Origin of the sequence: Bradyrhizobium sp. SZCCHNGR1005, from assembly GCF_032489995.1 — a bacterium.
GTDB lineage: Bacteria > Pseudomonadota > Alphaproteobacteria > Rhizobiales > Xanthobacteraceae > Bradyrhizobium.
The window spans coordinates 99,151-123,235 of the sequence record NZ_JAUEZC010000005.1 but is presented as its reverse complement, the minus strand read 5'-3'; the positions used below and the strand labels follow the sequence as shown (position 1 = coordinate 123,235).

Annotated in this window: 19 protein-coding genes; 10 read left to right on the top strand and 9 right to left on the bottom strand. The window is 65.1% G+C overall.

The annotated features are described in order from the left end of the window. Nucleotides 1-2: 2 nt before the first annotated feature. From QXZ85_RS22185 to QXZ85_RS22175, 3 genes are all read right to left on the bottom strand, one after another. A complete protein-coding gene (locus tag QXZ85_RS22185) occupies nucleotides 3-2,087 on the bottom strand; it encodes a hydantoinase/oxoprolinase family protein (protein WP_315767968.1) in 2,085 nt (694 codons plus the stop codon). Nucleotides 2,088-2,456: 369 nt separating this feature from the next. Further along, nucleotides 2,457-3,557, bottom strand: a complete 1,101-nt coding sequence (locus QXZ85_RS22180) for an IS4 family transposase (RefSeq protein ID WP_315701243.1) — start codon at nucleotides 3,555-3,557, stop codon at nucleotides 2,457-2,459. 639 nt (nucleotides 3,558-4,196) lie between these two features. Beyond that, nucleotides 4,197-4,799 carry a CGNR zinc finger domain-containing protein gene (locus QXZ85_RS22175; RefSeq protein ID WP_315762308.1) on the bottom strand — a complete coding sequence of 201 codons (603 nt, stop codon included), beginning with the start codon at nucleotides 4,797-4,799 and terminating at the stop codon, nucleotides 4,197-4,199. An 85-nt stretch (nucleotides 4,800-4,884) separates the two neighbouring features. Between QXZ85_RS22175 and QXZ85_RS22170 the strand changes: the two genes are divergently transcribed. Continuing rightward, nucleotides 4,885-6,120 carry an MFS transporter gene (locus QXZ85_RS22170; RefSeq protein ID WP_316174917.1) on the top strand — a complete coding sequence of 412 codons (1,236 nt, stop codon included), beginning with the start codon at nucleotides 4,885-4,887 and terminating at the stop codon, nucleotides 6,118-6,120. Here QXZ85_RS22170 and QXZ85_RS22165 read toward each other — a convergent pair. After that, on the bottom strand, nucleotides 6,117-6,698 hold the full coding sequence (locus QXZ85_RS22165) for a LysE family transporter (protein WP_315705743.1): 582 nt from the start codon (nucleotides 6,696-6,698) through the stop codon (nucleotides 6,117-6,119). The genes QXZ85_RS22170 and QXZ85_RS22165 overlap by 4 nt on opposite strands. Nucleotides 6,699-6,822: 124 nt before the next feature. Between QXZ85_RS22165 and QXZ85_RS22160 the strand changes: the two genes are divergently transcribed. Next, entirely contained in the window at nucleotides 6,823-8,775 is a 1,953-nt protein-coding gene (locus QXZ85_RS22160; RefSeq protein WP_315807123.1) for a DEAD/DEAH box helicase, read from the top strand. Nucleotides 8,776-8,834: 59 nt separating this feature from the next. Then, the gene (locus QXZ85_RS22155; RefSeq protein WP_315807124.1) at nucleotides 8,835-9,236 is read left to right on the top strand and encodes a DUF2177 family protein; all 402 of its coding nucleotides are present in this window, start codon (nucleotides 8,835-8,837) and stop codon (nucleotides 9,234-9,236) included. A gap of 173 nt (nucleotides 9,237-9,409) precedes the next feature. On the opposite strand, the gene QXZ85_RS22150 is transcribed toward QXZ85_RS22155, so the two are convergent. Further along, complete coding sequence (locus QXZ85_RS22150; protein WP_315705746.1) at nucleotides 9,410-10,069, bottom strand: peroxiredoxin; 660 nt, start codon at nucleotides 10,067-10,069, stop codon at nucleotides 9,410-9,412. Between the two features lie 353 nt (nucleotides 10,070-10,422). On the opposite strand from QXZ85_RS22150, the gene QXZ85_RS22145 reads away from it, so the two are divergent. Then, the gene (locus tag QXZ85_RS22145) at nucleotides 10,423-10,995 is read left to right on the top strand and encodes a hypothetical protein (RefSeq protein ID WP_315705747.1); all 573 of its coding nucleotides are present in this window, start codon (nucleotides 10,423-10,425) and stop codon (nucleotides 10,993-10,995) included. Between the two features lie 42 nt (nucleotides 10,996-11,037). Here QXZ85_RS22145 and QXZ85_RS22140 read toward each other — a convergent pair whose 3' ends face one another. Further along, nucleotides 11,038-12,888 (bottom strand): alkaline phosphatase family protein, encoded by a 1,851-nt coding sequence (locus QXZ85_RS22140; RefSeq protein WP_315767958.1) that lies wholly within the window; start codon nucleotides 12,886-12,888, stop codon nucleotides 11,038-11,040. A gap of 210 nt (nucleotides 12,889-13,098) precedes the next feature. Between QXZ85_RS22140 and QXZ85_RS22135 the strand changes: the two genes are divergently transcribed. Then, nucleotides 13,099-13,593 (top strand): ferritin-like domain-containing protein, encoded by a 495-nt coding sequence (locus tag QXZ85_RS22135; protein WP_315705749.1) that lies wholly within the window; start codon nucleotides 13,099-13,101, stop codon nucleotides 13,591-13,593. 17 nt (nucleotides 13,594-13,610) lie between these two features. On the opposite strand, the gene QXZ85_RS22130 is transcribed toward QXZ85_RS22135, so the two are convergent. From QXZ85_RS22130 to QXZ85_RS22120, 3 genes are all read right to left on the bottom strand, one after another. Continuing rightward, nucleotides 13,611-14,864, bottom strand: a complete 1,254-nt coding sequence (locus tag QXZ85_RS22130) for an arsenic transporter (protein WP_315705750.1) — start codon at nucleotides 14,862-14,864, stop codon at nucleotides 13,611-13,613. A gap of 28 nt (nucleotides 14,865-14,892) precedes the next feature. Further along, on the bottom strand, nucleotides 14,893-16,179 hold the full coding sequence (locus QXZ85_RS22125; protein ID WP_316174922.1) for an MFS transporter: 1,287 nt from the start codon (nucleotides 16,177-16,179) through the stop codon (nucleotides 14,893-14,895). A gap of 65 nt (nucleotides 16,180-16,244) precedes the next feature. Then, nucleotides 16,245-18,716 (bottom strand): PAS domain S-box protein, encoded by a 2,472-nt coding sequence (locus QXZ85_RS22120; RefSeq protein WP_315705752.1) that lies wholly within the window; start codon nucleotides 18,714-18,716, stop codon nucleotides 16,245-16,247. Nucleotides 18,717-19,028: 312 nt separating this feature from the next. Here QXZ85_RS22120 and QXZ85_RS22115 point away from each other — a divergent pair, with 312 nt between their 5' ends. The 5 genes from QXZ85_RS22115 to QXZ85_RS22095 all read left to right on the top strand — a co-directional run bounded on the left by QXZ85_RS22115 (nucleotide 19,029) and on the right by QXZ85_RS22095 (nucleotide 23,987). Then, nucleotides 19,029-20,159, top strand: coding sequence for a putative zinc-binding peptidase (locus tag QXZ85_RS22115; protein ID WP_315705753.1), 1,131 nt, complete (start codon nucleotides 19,029-19,031; stop codon nucleotides 20,157-20,159). A gap of 64 nt (nucleotides 20,160-20,223) precedes the next feature. Then, nucleotides 20,224-20,430: a hypothetical protein gene (locus tag QXZ85_RS22110; protein WP_315705754.1), complete on the top strand. Its 207-nt coding sequence runs from the start codon at nucleotides 20,224-20,226 to the stop codon at nucleotides 20,428-20,430. A gap of 146 nt (nucleotides 20,431-20,576) precedes the next feature. After that, nucleotides 20,577-22,592 (top strand): acetyl/propionyl/methylcrotonyl-CoA carboxylase subunit alpha, encoded by a 2,016-nt coding sequence (locus QXZ85_RS22105; RefSeq protein ID WP_315762324.1) that lies wholly within the window; start codon nucleotides 20,577-20,579, stop codon nucleotides 22,590-22,592. Nucleotides 22,593-22,818: 226 nt separating this feature from the next. Further along, a complete protein-coding gene (locus tag QXZ85_RS22100; RefSeq protein WP_315762326.1) occupies nucleotides 22,819-23,685 on the top strand; it encodes an isocitrate lyase/PEP mutase family protein in 867 nt (288 codons plus the stop codon). Then, nucleotides 23,682-23,987 carry an acylphosphatase gene (locus QXZ85_RS22095; protein ID WP_316174924.1) on the top strand — a complete coding sequence of 102 codons (306 nt, stop codon included), beginning with the start codon at nucleotides 23,682-23,684 and terminating at the stop codon, nucleotides 23,985-23,987. The genes QXZ85_RS22100 and QXZ85_RS22095 overlap by 4 nt, the downstream gene beginning before the upstream one ends. The last annotated feature ends 98 nt before the right edge of the window (nucleotides 23,988-24,085 follow it).

Sequence of the window (24,085 nt, the reverse complement as noted above, 5' to 3'; positions counted from 1 at the left end):
GGTCAGGCTGCCTTCCGTTCCATGACGATGCTGCCGGCACCGTCGATATGGGCGTCGAAGCTCATCGACACGAAGGTCGAGGTTTCGTCTTCCGCGATGACGGCGGGGCCCGAGATGGTCGCGCCCGGCGCCATGTCTTCGCGACGATACAGCGGAATCTCGACCACGCGGCCGGCGCGGCCGTCGAAGAACTTGCGGTAGCCGGAGGCCTTGCCGGCCGGCTTGCGCGCCATCTCCGACACCTTGGCGGGATTGCGCGGTTCGGTCGTCACCAGCACCGACCAGCTCAGCACCTCGATCGCCGCATTCGGGATCGCGCGCTCGAACAACGCCGCGTAATCCGTCTCGAACGACTGCCGAAGGACAGGGAGGTCGGTCGCGGTGAGCGGCCGGTTCGGCAACTCGACCGTGATCTCATGACCCTGGCCGACATAGCGCATGAAGGCGGCGCGCCGCTCCCGCACGGGCGCGCCGGCTGCGCCAGGCTCGACCAGGGCGCGAGCTTCGCGCGCCATTTCGGCGAGCAGCTCGGAGACCGTCTTGGTATCGAAATCCTCTAGCCGGACGTGACGGCTGCGCACCAGCTCATAGGCGATGGGGGCTGCAAGAAAGCCGACGGCCGAGCCGACGCCAGCATTGGACGGCACGATGACCTTGGCGACGCCGATCTTCTCGGCGACGCGCGCCGCGTGCAGCGGCGCCGCGCCGCCGAACGCGATCAGCGTATGCTGGCCGACGATGGCGCCGCGCTCGACCGCATGCACGCGCGCGGCGCTGGCCATGTTCTCGCACACGACCTCGTGCACGGCGTAGGCGGCGGTTTCCGCCGACAGTCCCAGCGGTTCACCGATGTCGCGGAGCAGGGCTTGTTTCGACAGCTCGGGAGCGAGTCTGATGGTGCCGCCGGCGAAGGCGTCGGGATCGATCATGCCGAGCGCCACGTCGGCGTCCGTCACCGCGGGGCGCTGGCCGCCACGGGCGTAGCAGGCGGGGCCGGGCTCCGACGACGCGCTCTCGGGGCCGACGGTAACACGCTTGAGCGCATCGATATGCGCGATCGAACCGCCGCCGGCGCCGATCTCGACCATCTCGATCACCGGGATGCGCACGGGCAGGCCGGAGCCTTTGAGGAAGCGCGCGGCGCGATCGACCTCGAAGACCCGCGAACTCTCCGGCGCGAAGTTCTCGATCAGGCAGATCTTGGCGGTGGTGCCGCCCATGTCGAAGGACAGCACCTTTTCCTCGCCGAGCCTTGCCGCGATCTGCGCTGCGAAGATGGCGCCGCCGGCCGGGCCGGACTCGACCAAGCGTACCGGAAAGCGCCGCGCGGTGTCGATCGAGGTGACGCCGCCGCCTGATGTCACGAGATAGATCGCGCCGCGGAACTGCTCGACTTGGAGTGCCTCTTCCATGCGTGCGAGATAGCTGTCCATCAACGGCTGCACATAGGCGTTCGCCACCGCCGTGGAGGTGCGCTCATATTCCCGGATTTCGGGACAGACCTCCGAGGACAGCGTCACGGCGACGCCGGGCAGCTCTTCCTGAAGGATGGCGCCGGCGCGCCGTTCATGCTCGGGATTGGCATAGGCATGCAGGAACGCGAAGGCGACGCTCTCGACGTTCAGTCCGCGCAATTGCGGCACGAGCGCGCGCACGGCGGTCTCGTCGAGCGGCAGCCTGATTTCGCCATGTGCATCGATGCGTTCGGGCACGGTGAAGCGCAGGCTGCGCGGCACCAGCGGCTTGGGCTTGTCGATGGTGAGGTCGTATTGATCGTAGCGGCTCTCAGTTCCGATATCCAGAACATCGCGAAAGCCTTGGGTGGCGATCAGTGCGGTCTTGGCGCCGCGGCGCTCGATGATGGCGTTGGTCGCAAGCGTGGTGCCGTGAACGAAGACATCGATGTCGCAGATATGGGCATGCGCGTCGGCAAGAATGAGACGCGTGCCGTCCAGCACCGCTTGTTCGGGCCGCGTGGGCGTGGTCAGCACCTTGCGCGTCCTGCGCTGCTTGCCCACGTCCAAGACGATATCGGTGAACGTGCCTCCGATATCGACGGCCAGCCGCACTTCGGCGCCCTCAAGCATTCCAAAACCTCCGCATCGCAATCGACCCAGTTCGGCTGCAGTTTGAGCAAGTTCTATGCCTTGATGCCAGGGCGGCAAATGCAGGGGACCATTGCGGACAAGAGGCCACGCCTTCGCTTTCTCGCGATGCATTCGGCACCCGAGTTTTGCGAGGCGACACCCTCGAAATCGAGAGGGTGCAGGGAATGCCGCATAGGCGTTAAGGTAGCGCGAGCATCGATTGATACTTGCGTTTTCGAGGAGGCTCGCGAAGGTGGCGCCCCAACGCGCGTTTTCTGCGGCGCAAGCAACGGATGGTTGGTTGTGGAATGATTGCTTGCAGCAAGGATGCAACGAGCTGCTGCAGGACCCGCCAAGCGCCAGGCGTCGTTAAGCGGCCTGCGTCCAGTGGGGAGAGTCCTCGAAGTCGCTGGCAAGCGGCTCGAGCAACAGGATGATCAGGAGGTGGGCCAGCAGGTAGGGCTTGGCAGAGCGCGGATCGGTTCCTGGCGGCGTCTTGAGGCCAATCAGACTCTTCAGTCGCTTGAACCCAAGCTCGATCCGCCATCGCAATCGATAGAGCGCAAGCACATCTTTGGTGGAGAACTCGTCCCGCGCGAGCGACGTGATCAGAATGACCCAATCCGCAGCCTCCAAAGTTTCTTTGGAGATGATGCGGTTTTCATCTTTTGCGTCTTGCCGGGCTTTACGCCGAGAAGCAGCAGCCGCACCGGTGGGCTTCTTGATTGCGACCAGACGCATAGCCAGAGGCGCGCCGCCCTTGCGCTTGATCCAAATCTCCCGATCGACCAGTCCGCGCGCCTTCGCGGCACGCAATTGGGCCATCAGATCGAACGGAAGGCCTTTGGCGTCAAGCCAACGTGCGTTCTTCCAGCCCGCTCGGATCAAAACGTCGGCCCCGGCTTCGCGGACGGCCGCAATGCGGTCAGGTTGCAGATAAGCGCGGTCAGCAATGCGGATCTCGTTCTTGACCACTGGTATCCGGTCAAACGTTTCGCCCTCTTGCTGATCTGTCAGCTCGAAGTGACCAAAGCGCTCATAGGGCAGATCAAATGCGCTATGAACGCGCCAAAGCTCACTGTTCTTGCGCGCAGCCGGTCCCGCCTGAGGCACTGTCGTCGCATCGATGATGCGGATCAGGCGGCCTTGGCTCGCCTTCGGAGCTGCCGCAGCGAGCAAGCCCTCCACCAGCACCGCAAACCAATCACCACATTGACGCAGCCGATAGAACAACGCCACGCTGGTGAGGTCGGCAAGGCCAACAGAAGCCGCCCATGCGGCTGTCGATCTCAGCCCTCTTTCACCCAAACAATAGGCCAGCATCAGCCGAAGTAACGTCACCGCATCTGGAATCTGCCGCCGACGCGCGAAGGCCTTCGTCTGGCGCGCAGTTTTCTCGAGCTGCGCAGCCCCGCCCAGCTGCGCAACCACTCTCGTCCAGTCCTCGTTCAGGAGCGATTCGTCTGCCATCCCCTGTTCGAATCACGGCGGATTCCAACACTCAAGCATAAACTTAACGCCTATGGGGAATGCCGGGTGAAGGCCTCACCCATGGCCCGCCTGCGAAAGAAAAGCAGGCGGCAGTTACCACAGGTGCAGCCGATCAACCGGCATTCCCTGCGCGATGGCTTACGGCTTATACGCGCTCTCCTCGGGGACCGGCTTTCTTGCCCCCGTCCGCGTGATGCGAAAGCATCATCGCGTCGCGACAACGCTCAGAAGCGTTGCGCAGGCGCCAGCACCGGGGCGCCAGGACCACACGACTTCACCGTGCGCACCGGGGTGTTCGTCGGCATGATGAGATCATGCTGCAACCCGCTGCGCCCACCGCATCCCGCCTCGACGTTCGTGACGACGCGCGTACGTCCCTCTGCATGAGGCAGGATGCGCGGAAAGATCGTCCTGATTTGCCCGACGCCGCAAGCGTAGCCACGTGCGACAGAGTGGCACGACAGGCAGTTCGTGCATGCCGCGCACGCGGGAATTGCTCGTCGGGCAGTGTGAGGGATTCGCGTGCGAGTCGTGCGCCGGATTTCAACGCGCGTTAACCGGCGCCGTCCAGGCGTCGGCGTCAACGATGATCGGCTTTCCTCGCCACTCCTGTACGCCTCACGACGACGCGTTCGTCTGCCGCAGGCGTTCGCGATAGGCCCGCGTCTTCATGCGATTGCCGCACAGGTCGGACATGCACCAGCGGCGCGTCGAAGGTTTCGACCGGTCGTAGAACACCCTTCGGCATTCGTCCGAGGCGCACATTTTCAGCCGATCGAGCATGCCGCGAACGTTGCCGTCGTGGAGTTCGATCGCAATGGTGGACAGGCCGGCCAGCGCATCCTTGCGCATGCCGCTCAGCACTGTCCCGCCTTCTTCACGCATCTCAACATGTAACGGTAACCCCGCGAGCGCCGCGGTCAGCGCTTCGCTGACTGCCCTGTTGCTGCGCCGTCCGGCGGGCTCGCATTGCAGATAGTCCCGTAACGCCTGTCGCAATTGCAGCGCCTCATCGAACAGCGCGGACGTGATCCTGGCGGGGGCAGGCATGAGCGCGCGCTCGGCCAGCCAACGCGCCAGATCGGCCGGCGTGGCAAGTTCATCGGCCTGCGGATGCTGCACACCGAAACGCGTGAAGTGGCGCAGGTCGAGGGAGTTGGCGAAGTCGTAGACATTCGCCAGCTCGTCCGGAACCTTGAATTTGCGTGATTGCCGGGACATCGACACCAGTAAAGCAGCTTTAGCTGTTGACGGCAACAGAATCCGGTATAATAGTTTTAGTGGTGTTGTAACGCTCGAGGTTCCCATGCAAATCGAAACCACGCTGCGTCCCCGCATCTTCTACGGCTGGTTCGTCGTCGCCGGGGCCTTTGCCGTGACCTTCGTCGGCTTCGGCTGCGCCTATACGTTCAGCGCCTTCCTGGAGCCGCTGCAACGCGAGTTCGGCGCATCGCGTGGCTCGACGTCGCTCGTGTTCTCGCTTGCCGGATTCCTTTATTTCGCGCTTGGCGTGATCAGCGGGCCCCTGGCGGACCGGTTCGGTGCGCGCCCGCTGGCGGTCGCCGGCATGCTGCTGATCGCGGCCGGACTTGCGGCGGCGAGCCGCGCGCATGGCCTTATCGAAGTCCATCTGGCCTATGGGCTCGGCGTGGGCCTTGGTGTCGGTGCCGCCTATGTTCCCGCCGTCGGCGCCGTGCAGCGCTGGTTTGTCCGCCGACGCGGCTTCGCCTCGGGTCTTGCCGTGAGCGGGATCGGCCTTGGCAATCTCCTCATGCCGCCCTTGGCATCGCAATTGATCGGCGGGTTCGGTTGGCGCAGCGCCTATGTCGTGCTCGCGGCGATCGCGCTGATCATGGGTGGCGGGCTCTCGCTGTTGATCGAGAACGATCCGCGCGACCGTGGAGCCGCGCCGGACGGCGATGCACCTGCGCCATGGCGTGCGGCCTCCAGGAGCGAAGGCGTCGCGGTCGTCGATGCGATCCGGTCGCCGCGGTTTCTTGCGTTGTACGCTTCATGCCTGATCTGCTCGTTCGGCGTGTTCGTGCCGTTCGTTCATCTCGTGCCCTACGCCAGGGACCATGGCGTGAAGGCCGAAACGGCGGTGCTGCTTCTCGGCATGATCGGCGTGGGGAGCACCGCAGGCCGGTTCTGCCTCGGCGGGATCGCCGATCGGCTAGGCCGGGAGCGCGCATTGCTGATGATGTTGATTGGGATGGCGCTGGCGACGGCGATCTGGGCCGTCTCCACCGACGCCGCCTCACTGGCCGTCTTCGCCGTCATCTATGGCGTGTTCTATGGCGGGTGGGTGGCTGTGCTGCCGTCGGTGGCAATGGACTCGTTCGGCGGCCGCAATGTCAGCGGTATCATCGGTGTGCTCTACACCAGCGTTGCCTTCGGGACACTGATCGGGCCGACAGCCGTCGGCTTCGCTTACGACGCGAGCCACAGCTACACGCTGGCCATTCTGCTCAGCGCCGCGGCCAGTTTCGCCGCGGCCGCGATCGTCGGCGTCCTCTGCACCAACGCCGCGTTCCGGCGCTAAACGCTGAGCGATGGCAGCCAGATCAGGCTCGCGACCCCGACCAGCGCGATCGCGCCGCTGCGCGTGACGAGGTCGGGATGGCCAAGACGGCGAACGCCGCGTCCAAGCGTTGCACCGAGCGCGAGCCATGCCGCTCCTGCGGTGACGATCTGGACTGCCAGCACCACCAGCCACGGCAACAGAGCGGGCAACTCCAGCTGGAGCGGCAGCAGGACGAAGGCGAAGACGATCGCCTTCGGGTTCAACAGCGTGGTGAGCAGGACATGGCGGAACGTCACGGCACGAGCTGCGCTCAGCTCACCCGCGCGGTGGCGCCAGAGCATCCCGGCCAAGCCGAGGATATAGATCGTGAGCGCCGCGCGAAGAACCAGGCCGATCAGCGGAATCTCGGCCACGACCGGGCTGACGACGACGCGGAGCAGCGCGATGGCCGCGAGATAGCCGCAGACTTCCGCCGCCAGCAAATGCAGCGAGCGAGAGATGCCGGCGCCCGCGCCCGACGTGGCGAGCAGCGTATTGGTCGGCCCGGGCACGGCCAGCAGGGAGTAGGCGGCGATGAAGAAGGTCAGGAAACTCATGTGCGCATCTAACCGGATGCGGGGCGCAGGACTTTGATCTCCGTCATTCCGGTCCCGCGGAGAGGCATGGTGATTTCGCTCCGCTTGGCGTAAAGCAGCCGAATCAAACGAGGTTTTCGGTCAATTGTCATTCCCCGCCACAAGTCCGCCGCTCGCCCGAGCTCTGGCCGAGCGCAGTTACGAGCATCCGACCCCCGTCCAGCTTGCGGTGCTTGCGGACGAGGCGGTCGACCGCGACCTTCTCGTCTCGGCGCAGACCGGCTCCGGCAAGACCGTGGCCTATGGCCTGGCGATCGCGAACAACCTGCTGGGCGAGGCCGAGCGGTTCGAGCGCGCGGCCGCGCCGCTGGCGCTGATTGTGGCGCCGACGCGCGAGCTCGCCTTGCAGGTCCAGCGCGAGCTCGCGTGGCTCTATCAACATGCCGATGCGCGTGTCGTCTCCTGCGTCGGCGGCATGGATCCGCGCCGCGAACAGCGCGAGCTCGAGGCGGGCGCCCACATCGTCGTCGGCACCCCCGGCCGATTATGCGACCATCTGCGGCGCGGCCGTCTCGACGTGTCGGAATTGAAGGCGGTCGTGCTCGACGAGGCCGACGAGATGCTCAATCTCGGTTTTCGCGAGGATATGGAATTCATCCTCGAGACCACGCCGGAGACGCGCCGGACCTTGCTGTTCTCGGCAACCTTTCCGCGCGGCATCGTGGCGCTGGCCAAGCAATATCAGCAGCACGCATTCCGGATCGAGGTCGCGGGCGACGAAGGCGGGCACGCCGATATCGAGTACCGTGCCATCCGTATTGCGCCTGGCGATGTCGAGCACGCGGTGGTCAACGTGCTGCGTTTCTACGAATCGCCGAGCGCGATCGTGTTCTGCAATACGCGCGAGGCGGTCAGGCATTTGCAGGCTGCGCTGCTGGAGCGCGGCTTTTCCGTCGTCGCCCTGTCGGGCGAACTGACACAGAACGAGCGGACCAACGCCCTGCAATCGCTGCGCGACGGGCGGTCGCGCGTGTGCGTGGCGACCGACGTGGCGGCGCGCGGTATCGACCTTGCGAACCTCGATCTCGTCATCCATGCGGAGCTCCCGAACGATCCGGAGGTCATGCAGCATCGCTCGGGTCGCACCGGCCGCGCGGGGCGCAAGGGTGTCAGCGTCCTGCTGGTGCCGCCCGCACGGCGGCGGCGGGCGGAATTGCTGTTGAATCTGGCCGGCATCGATGCCGTCTGGGGCGCGGCGCCGCAGGCGGACGAGATCCGCAGGCTCGATCAGGAGCGCATGCTGCAGGATTCGATCTTCACCGAGGAGACGACGCCGGACGATCTGACGCTCGCACAGGCCTTGCTCGCGGAGCGCTCGCCCGAGGACATTGCCGCGGCGCTGGCGCGGCTCTATCGCGCCCGGCTTCCCGCGCCCGAGGATATTCTCGATCCGGGCCAGGATGGCGGCCGTCCTCGCAGCGATCGCGGTCGCGACGCCGTCAGGCCGGCGCGGGATGACGATCGCGTACCGACTCCCCGATCGAAAACGGGAAAGCCGTCGCCGCGTCATGGCATGGGCGAGCCGAGCGTCTGGTTCCGGGCTGCCATCGGACGCAAGAAGAATGCGGAAGCGCGCTGGCTGCTGCCGATGATCTGCCGTCGCGGCGGTATCGACAAGCAGGACATCGGCACCATCCGCATCATGGACACCACGACCGAGTTCGAGATTTCCGAGCGCGTCGCGGACGCCTTTGCCGCCAACATCCGCCGTCCGGACAAGGAGGACAACATTCGGATAGAGCCGCTGGCCGGCCCGCCGTCAGGGCAGGCGCGGTCGGACAAGCGGCCGCACGGGCGCGAAGCGGAGGCCGCCGACCAGCGTGCACCGCGACGCGAGGATGCTCGCGGGGGGACGGCGTCCAAGGAACGCAGCAAGCCGCAGCGGGACAGCCGACCGAAATCCGGCAATGAGCCGGCTTTCGCGAAGAAAAAGAAACACGGCAACAAGTCCAATCACACCGGGCAAACGTTTCCGGTGAGCAGCTCACGGGGAAGGACGCCAGGCGGAAAGAAGGCGACGAACAAACGTCGCCGCTGATTTGTGCCGAGTGCTCCGCTTCCCAGGTTCGCATCATATTGCCGCATGTGGAGCAGGGCATGAGCCGGTATGCCGTTCTTTATCTGTCGACGCTCGCCGCGTTGCTCGGGCTCGATCTGCCGTTCCTCGGGCTGGTCGCCAAGGGCTTCTTCCAGTCGCAGGTCGGCGACATGCTGGGCGAGATCAGGCTCGCGCCTGCGGTGCTGTTCTATGTGCTCTATGTCGCGGGCGTCGTCATCTTCGTCAGCGGGCAGGGGGACGCGAGCTGGCGGTCCACCTTGCTCTACGGTGGGCTGTTCGGGCTGTTCTGTTACGCGACCTTCGAGCTGACATCGCTCGCGATGCTCAGGCACTGGACCTGGCCGGTGGCGCTGCTCGACATGAGCTGGGGTGTCGCGCTCACCGCGGTCGCGGCGACCGCGGGCCTCTTGATCGCGGATTGGGCCACGCCGCGCGGATAGTTCAAACTCGTTCGGGGACGCGACGAAGTCGCGACCCCGGACTCTCGAGATCCGGGGTTCGCCTCTGCCCGCACAAAATGGCTTTGCCATTTTGTCGCGTCCGGCGCCCCCGGGACGACGTTGGCGAACTTCGTTCGCCGCCGTCACGTAGGGGCACTTGGGCTTAGTTGGGCTTACTTGGGCTGCGGCACGATGCGCAGGTAAGGCTTCGGCGCCTTCCAGCCGTTCGGATAGATGGTCTTGGCCTCGTCGTCCGACACCGAGCCTGCGATGATCACGTCCTCGCCCTGCTTCCAGTCGGACGGCGTGGCGACGCGGTGCTTGGCGGTGAGCTGCAGCGAGTCGACGACGCGGAGAATTTCCTGGAAGTTGCGGCCCGTGGTCATCGGGTAGACCAGGATCAGCTTGATCTTCTTGTCCGGGCCGATGATGAAGACGTTGCGGACGGTCTGGTTATCGGCCGCGGTGCGCTTGCTTGCATCGCCGGACACCGCCGCAGGGAGCATGTTGTAGAGCTTGGAGACGTTGTAATCGGTGTCGCCGATCATCGGATAGTTCGGCGCGGCACCCTGCGTCTCGCGGATGTCCTCCGACCATTTGGTGTGGTTTTCGACCGGATCGACCGACAGACCGATCAGCTTGACGCCGCGCTTGTCGAACTCCGGCTTCAGCCTGGCGAGCGCGCCGAGCTCGGTCGTGCAGACCGGGGTGAAGTCCTTGGGGTGCGAGAACAGCAGCGCCCAGCTGTCGCCGATCCAGTCGTGAAACTTGATGCGTCCTTCGGTGGTGTTGGCCTCGAAATCCGGGGCCACGGAGCCAATCTGCAGTGCCATAGTCGACCTCACGTCATTGCGGGTAAATTCTTTCTCCGCACTATAAGAAACGGCCGGCGCGAAGGGAACCTCCGGTTAAAAAAGAGAAGCTAATTCTCTGCATCCGCAAAAGCACAACAACTTCTTTTGAGTTCCCGGGCTGCGACGAAACATCCGTGAGAGGACCGGCCGCCCCGATTTTGCCATGTCTGGAGACCACCACGCCGGCCCCCGGGAGCCGGGCGAACCCTGACCGGGGTCACTGCGACATATCGGCAACCGGGCCGAAAACCCACCGCGGAGTTTACAGCCGTTAACCACCCGTTCAGACCAAGACCGACATGGTGGGTCTAACCAGCAACTGAGAAGCGAAAATGTCTGCCTCTGCAATGAAGGACGTCGAGACAGCCGACGTCCTTGAGCCATCCTGTTGTCAAAGCGCAGCCTCGGCGCTCGAAATCGTGCGCGACGGCGTCATCACGGGCGAAGGCCCGACCACGAGCGGCCGGGTGCATTTCTCCCGCGTGCTCGACGCCGATGACGTGGCCTGGTGCGCGCGCATCCTGACCTCTGCCCCCGTCGACGACATCCCGGTGAGCCGCGCCGAAGCCGAGGTGCTGTTCGCCATCGACGAGGCCGCGACCGAGCGCAACGACCAGGGGCGCTTCGAGGACCTGCTTGCCAAGGCGATCGCGCATCACGCGGCCTCGAGCTCCGGCCTGCCGGTGCCGCCGCGCCATGTCGCGCTGTCGCCGGACACCGCGATCGAGAGCTGGGCGCCGGCCAACGCGCGCGGCGTCAAGACCGACGTATTGGAATGGGTGGCGCGCCAGATGCGCGGCAAGCGCCCGGGCAACAAGGCGCTGATGGCGATGGTGGCGACCTTCGTCGGCGTCACCGTGCTGCCGCTCGCCAAGCTGCCGTCGATGATCGATATCGGAATGTGAGGACATCCCGATATCGCTGAGTTTGTCTTGAGAGCGGCGGGGTTATTTCCCCGCCGTTTTCTGTTTGGCGCTCTCGGCATCGAGGCCGACGGTGCGGCCGGGGAAGCCGGCGGCATCGAAATAGCGCTGGCTGCCGACCCGCTGCAGCTTCAGCACGGTGCGCAGGCCACCCTCGGCACGGTCCGAGCGGATAGTGTCGGAGACCGCCTTCGGCGTCTGGCCGTTCGGCATCGCTTCCGTCATCACCCGGCCCACCAGCTTGCCGTTCGGCTTGGCCTTCAGGTCCATCAGCCTCGCCGCGGTGGCGCCGACATCGGCGTTGCTGACGGGCAGGGGATCGGCAAAGCTTGCCTTGAAGTCCGGTCCGATGGCGGCCATGAAGTTCATGGTGTCGCCGCGGCCGAATGAGCCGTGCATGCCCTGGCCCTGGCGCAGCACGGTGTCGGCGACCTCGACCGAGCAGTTGGTCGGCTCGTTGCAGCCCGCCACGTAGGAGCGGAAGTTGACCACGATGGCGGGGACCGGCGTCACCGCCTTGCCCTTCAGGTTGATCTGCGACAGCGGCAGCGTGCCCGGAATCTCGCCGAGGCTGTCGTCGACGAACAGGCCGGACACGTAATCCTGCGCGAGCAGCGCCTTGACCGTGCGGCGGGCGAGCTTCTTGTCCTTGGTCGGCAGATAGATCAGGTCCGAGCCGCCATTGGTGGCGACCACCAGCTCAGGCTTTTCCGGATCCTTGCCGAGCAGGCCGTTGCCGGCCTTCGGGTGGCTGCCGTCCTTCACGGCTGCGTTCTTGTCGTTGGGATCGAACAGCGGCAGGTCGAGCGCCTTGGCGAGGTCGAGCGCCAAAAAGCCCATCGGCAGGAAATCCTTCGGCGTATCGTCGTAGGCGACCTTGGCCGAGGGGCTGGTCTTGCTTTCCTTGGAGATGGTCGAGAAACCGTGGTCGGCCGAGACGATGATGTTGGTCGAGGAGGCGAGCCCCAAATCGTCGAGCGCCTTGCGCAGCTGAGCCAGGTTGTCGTCGGCATTCTTGATGCTGGCCATCGTGGTCGGGCCATTGATGCCGGGGGTGACGGTGTTGAGGCTGTCGCCCTGATTATGCTGGCTGCCGTCCGGGTCGCGCGACCAGAACACCAGCACGAACGGCTTGTTGCGGACCTTGAACATCGGCAGCACCACCTTGGTGGCGACATCGGCGAAATAGGCCTGCTGGGTGGTATTGGCCGAGGTCGTGCCGGGCGTCTTGGCATCGCCCGCCTTGCCGTTGTCGCCGCGCGAGGGCGCAGCCAAAGCGAGGTTGGCCTTGGTCAACGCATCCTTCACCGCGTCGGACAGGGGAACGCCGGCCTTGCCGCCGGTGGAATCGTCGACCACGATCGAGTGGGTGGCGCCCTTGCAGGGGCAGTCGGTGTGGTCGAACAGGTAGGTCGGGCCGACCTTGCCGATCGCCGCGGTCGAGTAGCCGGCCTTGCGGGCGAGCTTCAGGATCGTCTCCTCGTCGAGATAATCGTCCTGGAAATGCTCGTCGACGTCGCCCAGCACGGCATCGTTTTCGAGGAACGGCACCACCGTGTCGCCGGCCGGCTTGGAGACATAGCCGGTCCAGATCGTGTTGGAGAAGGTGCCGGTATCGCCGAGATAATGGCCGGTTGCCATCGCCGAGCTGTTGGCCATGGTGAAGGTCGGGAACATCGAATGCGGGTTCTTGAAATTGACGCCCTTGTCGCGGATCGCGGCCATGGCCGGTGCGGTCTCCGGCGTCACCTTCAGGGCGCGCAGGCCATCGGGAATGAACAGGATCAGGTTATGGGGGGCGGCATTCTCCGCGGACGCCGCGCCGGCCGACAGCAGGGTCAGTCCGGCGCATAGCAGCACGAGCGAGCGGCGCATCAAAAACTCCTAAAAGCGAAAAGCGGAATCGCGACCTTCGGTCGCACAGAAGGGGTTTAGTTTTGCTGCATGACAGAATTGTTGCAAGCGGCCGCGTTTGCCGGAGCCGCGTCCGAAATTCGGAAAGGGCGAATTTGCGAGGCTTGCGGGTTCTGCCAGGAACCAGGGTCTTGCTGCGCGGTTGTCGCTCACAACAACAAGGAGCACACCATGCCTGCAGACAAGGACCTCAACGAACTCTTCCTCGATACCCTCAAGGACATTTACTACGCCGAGAAGCAGATCTTGAAGACGCTGCCGAAGATGGCCAAGGCGGCGCAGTCGGAGAAGCTGCAGCAGGCCTTCCAGAATCACCATGACGAGACCGAAGGCCAGATCGAACGCCTGGAGCAGATCTTCGAGCTTCTCGGCAAGCCCGCGCGCGGCAAGAAGTGCGACGCGATCGAGGGCATCATCGACGAGGGCAAGGAGATCATGGACGAGTACAAGGGCACCAGTGCGCTCGATGCCGGCCTGCTCGCTGCGGCTCAGGCCGTCGAGCACTACGAGATCTCCCGCTATGGCACCCTGAAGTCGTGGGCCACCAAGATGGATCTGAAGCAGGCGATCAAGCTGCTCGACCAGACCCTCGCGGAGGAGAAGAAGACCGACGAGCTGCTGACCAAGGTCGCCGAGAGCGAGGTCAACTACGAGGCCGCTGCTTAGAGCCTGCTCGGCTCGCCTCACCACATCGCCGCCGCCAGCGCTGCCAGCAGCGCCGGCGGCGTTGCTATGAGCCCCACCTTAAGGAACTGCCAGGCGCTGACGTCGATCTTCTCGCGCCGCAGCGCCGTCAGCCACAGGATGGTGGCGAGCGAGCCGGTGACGGAGAGATTGGGCCCGAGATCGACCCCGATCAGGATGGCGCTGACGACCTCGCGCGGCAGATGATCGCTGGCCGCCACCGAGCCCGCGACCAGGCCAACCGGAAGATTGTTGGCGATATTGTCCGCGATCGACGTGATGAAGCCCGCCGCCCAGGCCGTGCCGGCCGGCGATCGCGCCACGCCCTGATGCAGCCAGGCACTGAGCTGCCCGATCGTGCCGATCCGTCCCAGCGCCTCCACCATTACGAACAGGCCTGCGACCAGCGGCAGCACGCCCCAGGACACGCCTTTGATGATCGGCCAGGGCGATTGCCGGCTGATCAGCAGGATCGCGGTGGCGGTGACGATACCGCAGATGAAGGTCGGCAATCCCAGCTGGACGTCGAGCGCCGATGCCGTGAGCAGCACCACAGCGATGGCGAGAATCCCGAGCGCCGCCAGCCGGCCCTCGTGGCTGAGATGCGGCTTCTCCACGTCGGCCCGGATCGTCTCTTGCTTCAGCGGGCGGCGCTGCGTCAGCCACAGCGCGGCATAGGTCAGGGCGATTGCAGCGATCGAGGGCAGGGTGAACTGGCGCAACCAGTCCACCAGGTGCGGCATGCGCGTGCCGAACACCACGAGATTGGCAGGGTTGGAGATCGGCAGCACGAAGCTCGCGGCATTGGCGATGAAGGCGCAGACGAAGAGATAAGGCAGCGGCGAGGCCCCCGCGGCGCGCGTCGCGGCATAGACGGCGGGCGTCAGAACGATCGCGGTGGCATCGTTGGACAGCAGCACGGTGACCAGCGTGCCAACCGCGTAGACCAGGAGGAACAGCCGCTGCGGCGAGCCGCGCGCGTGCTCGACCGCATAGGCCGCGAGATAGTCGAACAGGCCCTCGCGGCGGGCGAGCTCGGCGATCAGCATCATCCCGATCAGGAACAGGTAGACGTCGACGCCCTTGCGGATGCCGGCAAGCGCATCGGTCGCCGGCAAGAGGCCGAATCCGACCAGTGCGATCGCGCCGGCGACGGCCCAGATCGCCTCCGGCCAGCGAAACGGGCGGATGATCACGCCGGCAGTGGCGGGAACGATGATGCTCCAGGCGAGCAGAGTGTCTTGCGGGGGCATGGTCAAAGGATGTGCTCGATAGGCGATGTCATTCGGCTGCGATAGCCGAAGGCGAGGGCGATGTCTGCCGGTTTGGCACGGAGGCTGCGGCGGTTTCCCGCCTCTCAGGCAGCATCCACCAGCACACCGCGAAACCGACAGCCGCGATCGCGCCCAGCGCGAGGAACGCCGCGCTGTAGCCGGCCTCCACCACGACTAGGCCGGCCAGCGCCGTCGACAGCGCAGCGCCGATGCTTTGCGCCGTGATGACGGCGCCCTGCGCGACGTTGAAGCGTCCGGTGTTGCGCATCAGATCGGCGACGATCACCGGCATGATCGCGCCGAAGATGCCGGCGCCGACGCCGTCGAGCAGTTGCACGCCGACCAGCCAGGCTTTGGCGTCGGAGAAGGTGTAGAGCACCGCGCGCAGCGGCAGGATCAGCAGGGCCGCCAGGAAGAAGCGCTTGTGGCCCCAGCGGTCGGCGCGCGCGCCGACCAGCATCGCCATCGGCACCATCACCACCTGCGCGGCCACGATGCAGGCTGACATCAGGCTGGTGCCGAGGTTCTCGTCCTGCAATGCGAGCTTCTGGCCTACCAGCGGCAGCATCGCGGCGTTGGCGAGGTGGAACAGAGCGACGCAGATCGCGAAGATGAGAAGCGGCCGGCAGGTCAGGAGGATGCTCAAGCCCGACGGCTGCTCGCCGCCGGCCGGCGCCGCGCGTTGCTCGTGCAGCCCGCGCGCCAGATCGTGATCGATCGCACGTTCGGGAATCGCAAGCACGCTGGCAAGGCTTCCCACCGCCATGACCGCCATCAGATAGAACACCGCCGTGGGGCCGAGCGCATAGGCGGCCGCGCCCGCAATCAGCGCCGCGGCCGCGTTGCCGGCGTGATTGAAGCTCTCGTTGCGGCCGATCCGCGCCGCGAAGGCCGCCGGACCGACCACACCGAGCGAGACGGCGGCAATCGCCGGCGGGAAGATCACGCCGGCCGCGTGCGCGATGCTCTGTGAGATGGTGATCGGCCAGAAGCCCGACATCAGCGGGAGCAGCACAGAGGCCGCGGTGACGATGAGAGCCGCAACCACCATCACCATGCGCTTGGCCCTGGTCGTATCGACCAGGGCGCCCGCCGGCGTTTGCGCGAGGATGCCGGCGATGGTTGCGATCGACATCACCACGCCGATGCTTGCTTCGTCCCATTTCTGCTCGGTGAGCAGGTAGACGGCGAGATAGGGGCCGAGGCCGTCGCGTACGTCGGCGAGGAAGAAGTTGGCGGCGTCAAGCGCCTGGCCCGCGCGGGTCAGCTGTGCGCCGTCGTCCCATCCTGCCATGCAGCCTCCCTGCAAGCCGAGCAGATGTAACAGAGAACGTCTGCGTCGGTTCCCGGCCGGGCGCGTTAGCGCGACGCCGTGGTCTTCTCCGCCATCGCCTTGCGCAGGATGCGTGACAGCGATTCCACCGAATACGGCTTCTTGATCAGCTCGAAGCCGTGATGCGCATTCTCCGCGAGCACATGACTATAGCCGGACGTCAGGACCACCGGAAGGCCGGGATAGCGCTCGCGGATGATGCCGGCGAGCTCGAGGCCGTTCATGCCGGGCATGATCACATCGGAGAAGACGAGGTCGACCTCGAACTCGTTTTTCGCGAGGATCGCGAGCGCATCCTTGGCATTGGCCACGCGACGCACGACATAGCCGAGATCTTCGAGCAGTTCCGTCGAGAAGCGGCCGACCTCGTCATTATCCTCGACCACGAGCACGCGGTAGCCGCGGCCGATCGTGGCGGGTTCGTGACGGATCGCGTTCACCTCAGCGTCGGCATGCGGCGCGTCGGCCTGCGGCAGGTAGATCGTGAAGGTGGCGCCGTGGCCGAACCGGCTCGTCACCGCAATATCGCCTTCGGACTGCTTGGCGAAGCCGAACGCCTGGCTCAGGCCGAGGCCGGTGCCTTTGCCGACCTCCTTGGTCGTGAAGAACGGCTCGAAGATCGCAGTGATGTGCTCCGGCGGGATTCCGGAGCCGGTGTCCATCACCGAGATCGCGATGAAGGCGCCGGCCCGCGCCGGCTGGCCGCGCAGGGCCGGGATCGCATCCGCGCGCCGCACCGCGATCTTGAGCTCGCCTTCGCCATCCATCGCGTCGCGCGCATTGACCGCAAGGTTGATCAGCGCAGTTTGGAACTGCGCGACATCCGCCAGGGTGAACAGGTTGCGATCGGGCACCCCGACGTCGATCTGAATGCGGGTGCCGACCAGCGGACGGATCAGTTGAGCGATGTTCTCGACCTGATCGCCGACATTGAACACCTGCGGCGTCAGCGGTTGGCGTCGCGCAAAGGCCAGCAGCTGCGCGGTCAGCTTGGAGGCGCGTTCGACCGTCTCTGAAATCGCATCGACATAGCGGCGGCGGCGTTCCTCGGCCAGATCTCGCCGGCGCAGGAAGTCGGTGGCCGAGCGGATGATGGTGAGCAGATTGTTGAAATCGTGCGCGACCCCCCCGGTCAGTTGTCCGATCGCCTCCATTTTCTGCGACTGACGCAGCACTTCCTCGCCTTGAATGCGCTCGGTGATGTCGACCACTTCGGCCACCGCGCCCGTGATCACGCCGTGCTGGTCGGACAATGGACGCATCGAGAATTCGAAGTGGCGCTCGCCGATCGGCAGCAGCAGCCGCATGTCGGTGCGGACCGTCTCGCCATTCAGCGCGGCCGCAAAAGCCTTGCGTACGATCTCGGCCATGCCTTCGCTGGCCGAGAACCAAGGTGTGTCCCAGAACGGATGGCCGAGGATGTCGTCAGCCTCCGCGCCAATCGCGGCCAGTGCCGTCTTGTTGACGTGCAGAACATCGCCGTCGATGTCGAGAATGGCCTGATACTGGTTGCTGGTCTCGAAAATGGCGCGCATCTGCGCCTCGTTCGCTTCGAGCTGGGCGGTGCGCTCCTTGATCCTCTGCTCCAGGGTCTCATTGATGCGGCGGAGCTCGATCTCGCCCTGCTTGGCCGCGGTGATGTCATGGGCTACGCCGATGAAGCCGATGTGCTTGCCGGTGGGGTCCCAGCGCGGCTGCGATTCCGAGCGCAACCAGCGCCATTCGCCGTCGGTGCGGCGATAACGCGCCTCCAGCACGAACGGTTTCAACGATGACTCGCCCGTGAACTGCTCATTGAGAATGCGCGGCAGATCGTCGGGATGCAGCACCTTGCGCCAGTCAAAGACCAGTGCATCCTCGTAAGGTTGGCCGAGGAAGTCGACATAGGCCTGGTTCACGAACGAGCGGGTGCGATCGAGCTTCGTCACCCAGATCGGCACCGGCGCGGAGTCGGCGATAAGGCGGAAACGCTGCTCGCTCTCGCGCAGCTTGGCCTGGGCCAGCATCTGATCGGTGATGTCGATATGCGCGCCCACCAGCCGCAGTGCGCGGCCGTTCCGGTCGCGTTCGATCTCCGCGATCACACGGATCCACCTGACCTCGCCGTCAGTGGGGCGGATGATGCGATATTCTGCAGTGTAATCCTCAGCCGTGCCCTTGATCGCATCGATGAAGTGCTGCTCTGCCCGCGTGCGGTCTTCGGGATGAACCCGCTGGACCCAGGCTTGATGCGTTTCGTTGGCGGCCTCGGGCGGCAGGCCGTGCAGGATCAGATATTCCGGCGAGCGACGGTTGCGCAAGCCATCGCGCAGGTCCACCTCGAACCCGCCGACCCGGCCGATGCGCTGAATGCGCGCAAGCTCCGCCTCGCGCTCCTGCACGGCGCGATAGGCTTGATCTCGGTCGCGCGCGACTTCTTCAAGGTGCTGGCGCAGTTCGGCCGCGGCAACGCCGTCGGAATCGGGCAGGACGTCGTGCGGAGCGTCCGGGGAAGTCATAGGTACCTTCGTTATTGTTATTGGAGCCGGCAATCACCTTGAGCAATGACACCTTGGGCAATGCACCTCCCGTGCAGCGCTAATGTGGCGTCTCGCAATTGCCGGTCCGGCTTGCGACAAGCACCGATCGGCAATTGCGAGACATACGCCACGATGGAGGAACGTCAATCGATCTGCAGACGAGAAGGCTCAGCGAACACCCGCGCGTGATGGGAACGTGAGGACGCAGAAAAAGTTCCGGCACCCCCGGAACGACTGATAGGGTCGGGCGTCGTCAGGCGCTGAACAACTGCAACGCGCTGGGAGCTCGTCGTGAAGCTGTTCGTTTGCCAGGCCTGTCAGAACGTCCTCTATTTCGAGAATCGCGTTTGCGCGCGGTGCGGCCATCAGCTCGCCTTCATGCCGGAGCGGCAGGTCCTGTCGGCGATCGAGCCTGCAACCGATGGCTTTGGCTTTCGCACCTTGGCCGACAACAAGGAAGGCCGCTTCTTCTGCGCGAACGCGGAGCATGACGCCTGCAACTGGCTGCTCGAGCCGGGCGAGGCTGGAGGCTTTTGTCGCGCCTGCCGCCACAATGGTACCATCCCGAACCTCTCCGACCCCGCCCAGCTCGCCGGCTGGCGCGAGCTGGAGGTGGCCAAGCACCGGCTGTTCTATTCGCTGATCCGTTGGAAGCTGCCACTGAAAACGCGCCTGGAAGATCCGCAGCACGGCCTAATTTTCAATTTCCTGGCGGACGGTCCGGACAGTCATCAGCGCGTCCTGACCGGGCACGACAACGGTCTCATCACCATCGCGCTCGCGGAGGCCGACGACACCGAGCGTGAGCGGCGCAGGCTCGAAATGGGCGAGCCCTATCGCACCTTGCTCGGCCATTTCCGCCACGAGGTCGGGCATTATTTCTGGGACGTGCTGGTGCGCGATGCCGGCCAACTGGATGCCTGCCGGGCCGTGTTCGGCGATGACAGCCAGGATTACGGCGCGGCGCTACAGCGCCACTATGACCAGGGCCCGCCCGCCGACTGGCAGCAGAATTTCGTCTCGGCCTATGCAACCATGCACCCATGGGAGGACTTTGCCGAGACCTGGGCGCACTATCTGCACATCGTCGATACGCTCGAAATGGCGTCCGAATTCGGCATGGAGGTGAACCCGCCGGCCGACCGGATCGGCGGGCTGACGGCGCGCGTCACCTTCGATCCGTATGCGATCAGGGACTTTGAGGTGATCGTGACGGCCTGGCTGCCGTTCACCTTTGCGATGAACAGCGTTGCCCGGGCGATGGGCGCGCGCGACCTCTATCCCTTCATCCTGACACCCCCAGTGATCGGCAAGCTCGGCTTCGTCCACGAATTGGTGCAAGACGCGGGGAAGGGAAGGATCGAGGAAAAGCTCGGCGACAGAACGAGGGAAAAGACCAAGGAAGCAGTCCGGATGGGGTGATCCCACCTTGACTCGAAAGAACATAAAGTGAACAATCGGGCACGAGCGGAGACGAGGGTTCGCCATGTCGCCTGATCACAAGCCAACATCCGAGGATAGCGAACTGGAGGTTGCGGTCGATCAGGCCATCGCCGCCTGCGGCGGCGACCTGCGCGGCACCATTCGCGCGCTGATTATTGCGAACGATTATCTCGAGACCGAAGTGGCCGAACTGATGAAGGCCGTGTCCAACGCCTATGCGCGCGGACGTTTCCACAGCTATTCCGGATGACGGGATCGGGGCCGGCGGCTGCGGCGCAGCCCTGCCGTGCGGCATGTGTTGCGCGCAGCCGATTTTGCTATAGACGAACCGAGAAGATCCGTGGCCCACGCCATCGCCGCGGACGGGGAGCCCGCCCAAAGGTACCAAGCAAAAACATGTTCAAGACCATTCTGATCGCAAACCGCGGCGAGATTGCTTGCCGGGTCATCAAGACCGCCCGCCACATGGGCATCAAGACCGTTGCAGTCTATTCGGAAGCCGATCGCGATGCTCTCCATGTCGAGATGGCCGATGATGCCGTGCTGATCGGCCCGCCGGCTGCGGCCGAGAGCTATCTGTTGATCGACCGCATCGTCGAGGCCTGCCGCAGGACCGGCGCGGAAGCCGTGCACCCGGGCTACGGGTTCCTCTCCGAGCGCGAGGCTTTTCCGCGCGCGCTTGCCGAGGCCGGCATCGTCTTCATCGGGCCGAACCCGAAGGCGATCGCCGCGATGGGCGACAAGATCGAATCCAAGAAGGCGGCGGCCAAGGCCAAGGTCTCGACCGTGCCGGGCTTCCTTGGCGTGATCGAGGACGAACGGCACGCGGTGCGGATTGCCGACGAGATCGGCTATCCCGTGATGATCAAGGCCTCCGCCGGCGGCGGCGGCAAGGGCATGCGCATCGCGCATTCGAAAGCCGAGGTCGCCGAAGGGTTCACCCTCGCCAAGGCGGAAGCGAAATCCTCGTTCGGCGATGACCGTGTCTTCATCGAAAAATTCATCATCGATCCCCGGCACATCGAGATCCAGGTGCTCGGCGACAAGCATGGCAATGTGATCTATCTCGGCGAGCGCGAATGCTCGATCCAGCGCCGCAACCAGAAGGTCATCGAGGAGGCGCCGTCGCCGCTGCTCGACGAGGAGACGCGCCGCAGCATGGGCGAGCAGGCGGTCGCGCTTGCGAAGGCCGTGAACTACGACTCCGCCGGCACCGTCGAGTTCGTCGCGGGGCAAGACAAGAGCTTCTACTTCCTGGAGATGAACACGCGCCTGCAGGTCGAGCATCCCGTGACCGAGCTCGTCACCGGCATCGATCTGGTCGAACAGATGATCCGGGTTGCCGCCGGCGAGAAACTGGCCATCGCGCAGAAGGATGTGAGCCTGACCGGCTGGGCGGTGGAATCGCGCGTCTATGCCGAGGACCCGTTCCGCAATTTCCTGCCCTCGATCGGGCGCCTGGTAAAGTACCGTCCGCCGGCGGAGAGCAAGAGCCACGGCATCACCGTGCGCAACGACACCGGCGTGCAGGAAGGTGGCGAGATATCGATCTACTACGATCCGATGATCGCCAAGCTGGTCACGCATGCGGAATCGCGTGCAGCCGCAATCGAGGCGCAGTCGACTGCGCTCGATGCGTTCTATGTCGACGGCATCCGGCACAACATCCCGTTCCTGTCCGCGCTGATGAACCATCCGCGCTGGCGAGAGGGGCGGCTGTCGACCGGTTTCATCGCCGAGGAGTTTCCGAAGGGCTTTGCCGCGCATGCGCCATCCGGCGAGATTGCGCGTCGGCTGGCCGCCGTGGGCGCGGCGATCGATCACGTGCTCGGCGAACGCAAGCGGCAGATCTCAGGGCAGATGATCGGCCGTCCGGTGAAGCGGGAAGGGCGTCGTGCGGTCTGGCTCGACCGCGAGGAGATCCTGCTCGACATCGTCCGCGACGGCGGCAGCATTGTCGTACGCTTCGTCGGCGCCGATGACAGCGCGGGGCCGGCGCATCGTCTCAACTCGAGCTGGAAGCCCGGCGACCCGGTCTGGCACGGGACCATCGACGGGCAGACGGTCGCCGTCCAGGCGCGCCCGATACCCAATGGCGTGCGCCTCGCTCATCAGGGCGTCGAGGCTGCGGTCTATGTCTACACCGAAGCGGAAGCGGGTTCGGCCCGGCTGATGCCGGTCGTCACCGCCGGCGACAGCGGCAAGAAGGTGCTGTGCCCGATGCCGGGCCTGGTGGTTTCGATTGCGGTGACCGAGGGGCAGGAGATCAAGGCCGGCGAAACGCTCGCCGTGATCGAGGCGATGAAGATGCAGAACGTGCTGCGCGCCGAGCGCGACGGCACCGTGAAGAAGATCCACGCGTCGGCCGGCGCGACCCTGGCCGTGGATGCGCTGATCCTGGAGTTTGCGTAAGTCTGGGCTTCGTCATTCCGGGACGGTCCAAAGGACCGGGCCCGGAATCTCGAGATTCTCAGGTGCCCAATCGCGCACCATAGTTCGATGCTGCTGCATCGCCCCGGAATGATATTGAGAAACAACATCCGTCATTGCGAGCGGAGCGAAGCAATCCAGAACCTGACGCGTTATTCTTGGATCGCTTCGTCGCTTCGCTCCTCGCAATGACGGGACGAGAGGTGCAATGACCTTCCGTGCACGTCGCGACAAACTTCGATCGATCCTGACGGGTGCTCGCTGCATCCGTCCCGGCTCCGTCTATGACGCGATCTCGATCCGCATCGCCGAGGATATCGGCTTCGAGCTCGGCATGTTCGGCGGCTCGGTGGCCTCGCTCGCGGTGCTCGGCGACCCCGACATCACGCTGATCACGCTCACCGAGCTTGCCGAGCAGATGCGGCGGATGTCGCGCGCGGCGTCCTTGCCTGTGCTGGTCGATGCCGATCATGGCTATGGCAATGCGCTGAATGTCCGCCGCACCGTGCAGGAACTGGAGGCGGCGGGCGCGGCCGGGCTGACGATCGAGGACACGCTGTTGCCGCAGGCCTTCGGGGAGACCAAGACGCAGCTGATTTCGCTCGACGAGGGTATTGGCAAGATGAAGGCGGCCCTCGACGGCCGCGGCGATCCCTCGCTGGTGATCCTCGGGCGCACGGGAGCCGTGTCGATCATCTCGCTTGAGGATGCGGTCGCACGGGCGCGGGCCTATGAGGCCTGCGGCGTGGACGGCCTGTTCTTCACCGGCATCAAGTCGCGCGCCGAGCTCGATGCGATCTCCGAGGCGACGAGCTTGCCGATCGTGCTCGGTGGCGCGCCGGAGGAGATGTCAGATCTCGATTACCTCACGTCTCGCCGCGTGCGAATCGCGCTGCAGGGCCATGCCCCGATTGCTGCAGCAACCCAGGCTGTGCATGAGACGTTGAGGGCGCTGCGCGACGGCACATCGCCGAAGCAGCTGAAGGGATTGGCTTCAGGAGAACTGACCGCGCGCGTGACGCGCGAGGCCGACGTGAAGGCGCGCAGCCGTGATTTCCTCAAGTTGAAGCCATGACGAGCCACCATACCATCGTGCATGTCATGATCCGCGGCCGCGTCCAGGGCGTCGGCTATCGGGCCTGGGTCGAGGACCAGGCGACGCTGTCAGGCCTCGACGGCTGGGTGCGCAATCGCCAAGACGGCAGCGTCGAGGCGGTGTTCGCCGGGCCGGCGGCCGATATGGCCGAACTGGTCGAATTGTGCCGCAAGGGTCCACCGGCCTGCCGGGTCGATTCGGTGCACGACATGCCGGCACATGCGGATCAGCTCCAGCTGCGCCGGGCAGGGGAAGAATTCTCGGTGTTGCCGACGGTTTGATTGCTCAGCCGGCCGCCGAAATGTGATCTGAGCGCCGCCATAGCCGTATGTGTTGTCCCCCCCAGGCGCCGGCGCGCCGCCAAGCAATGCCGCGATGC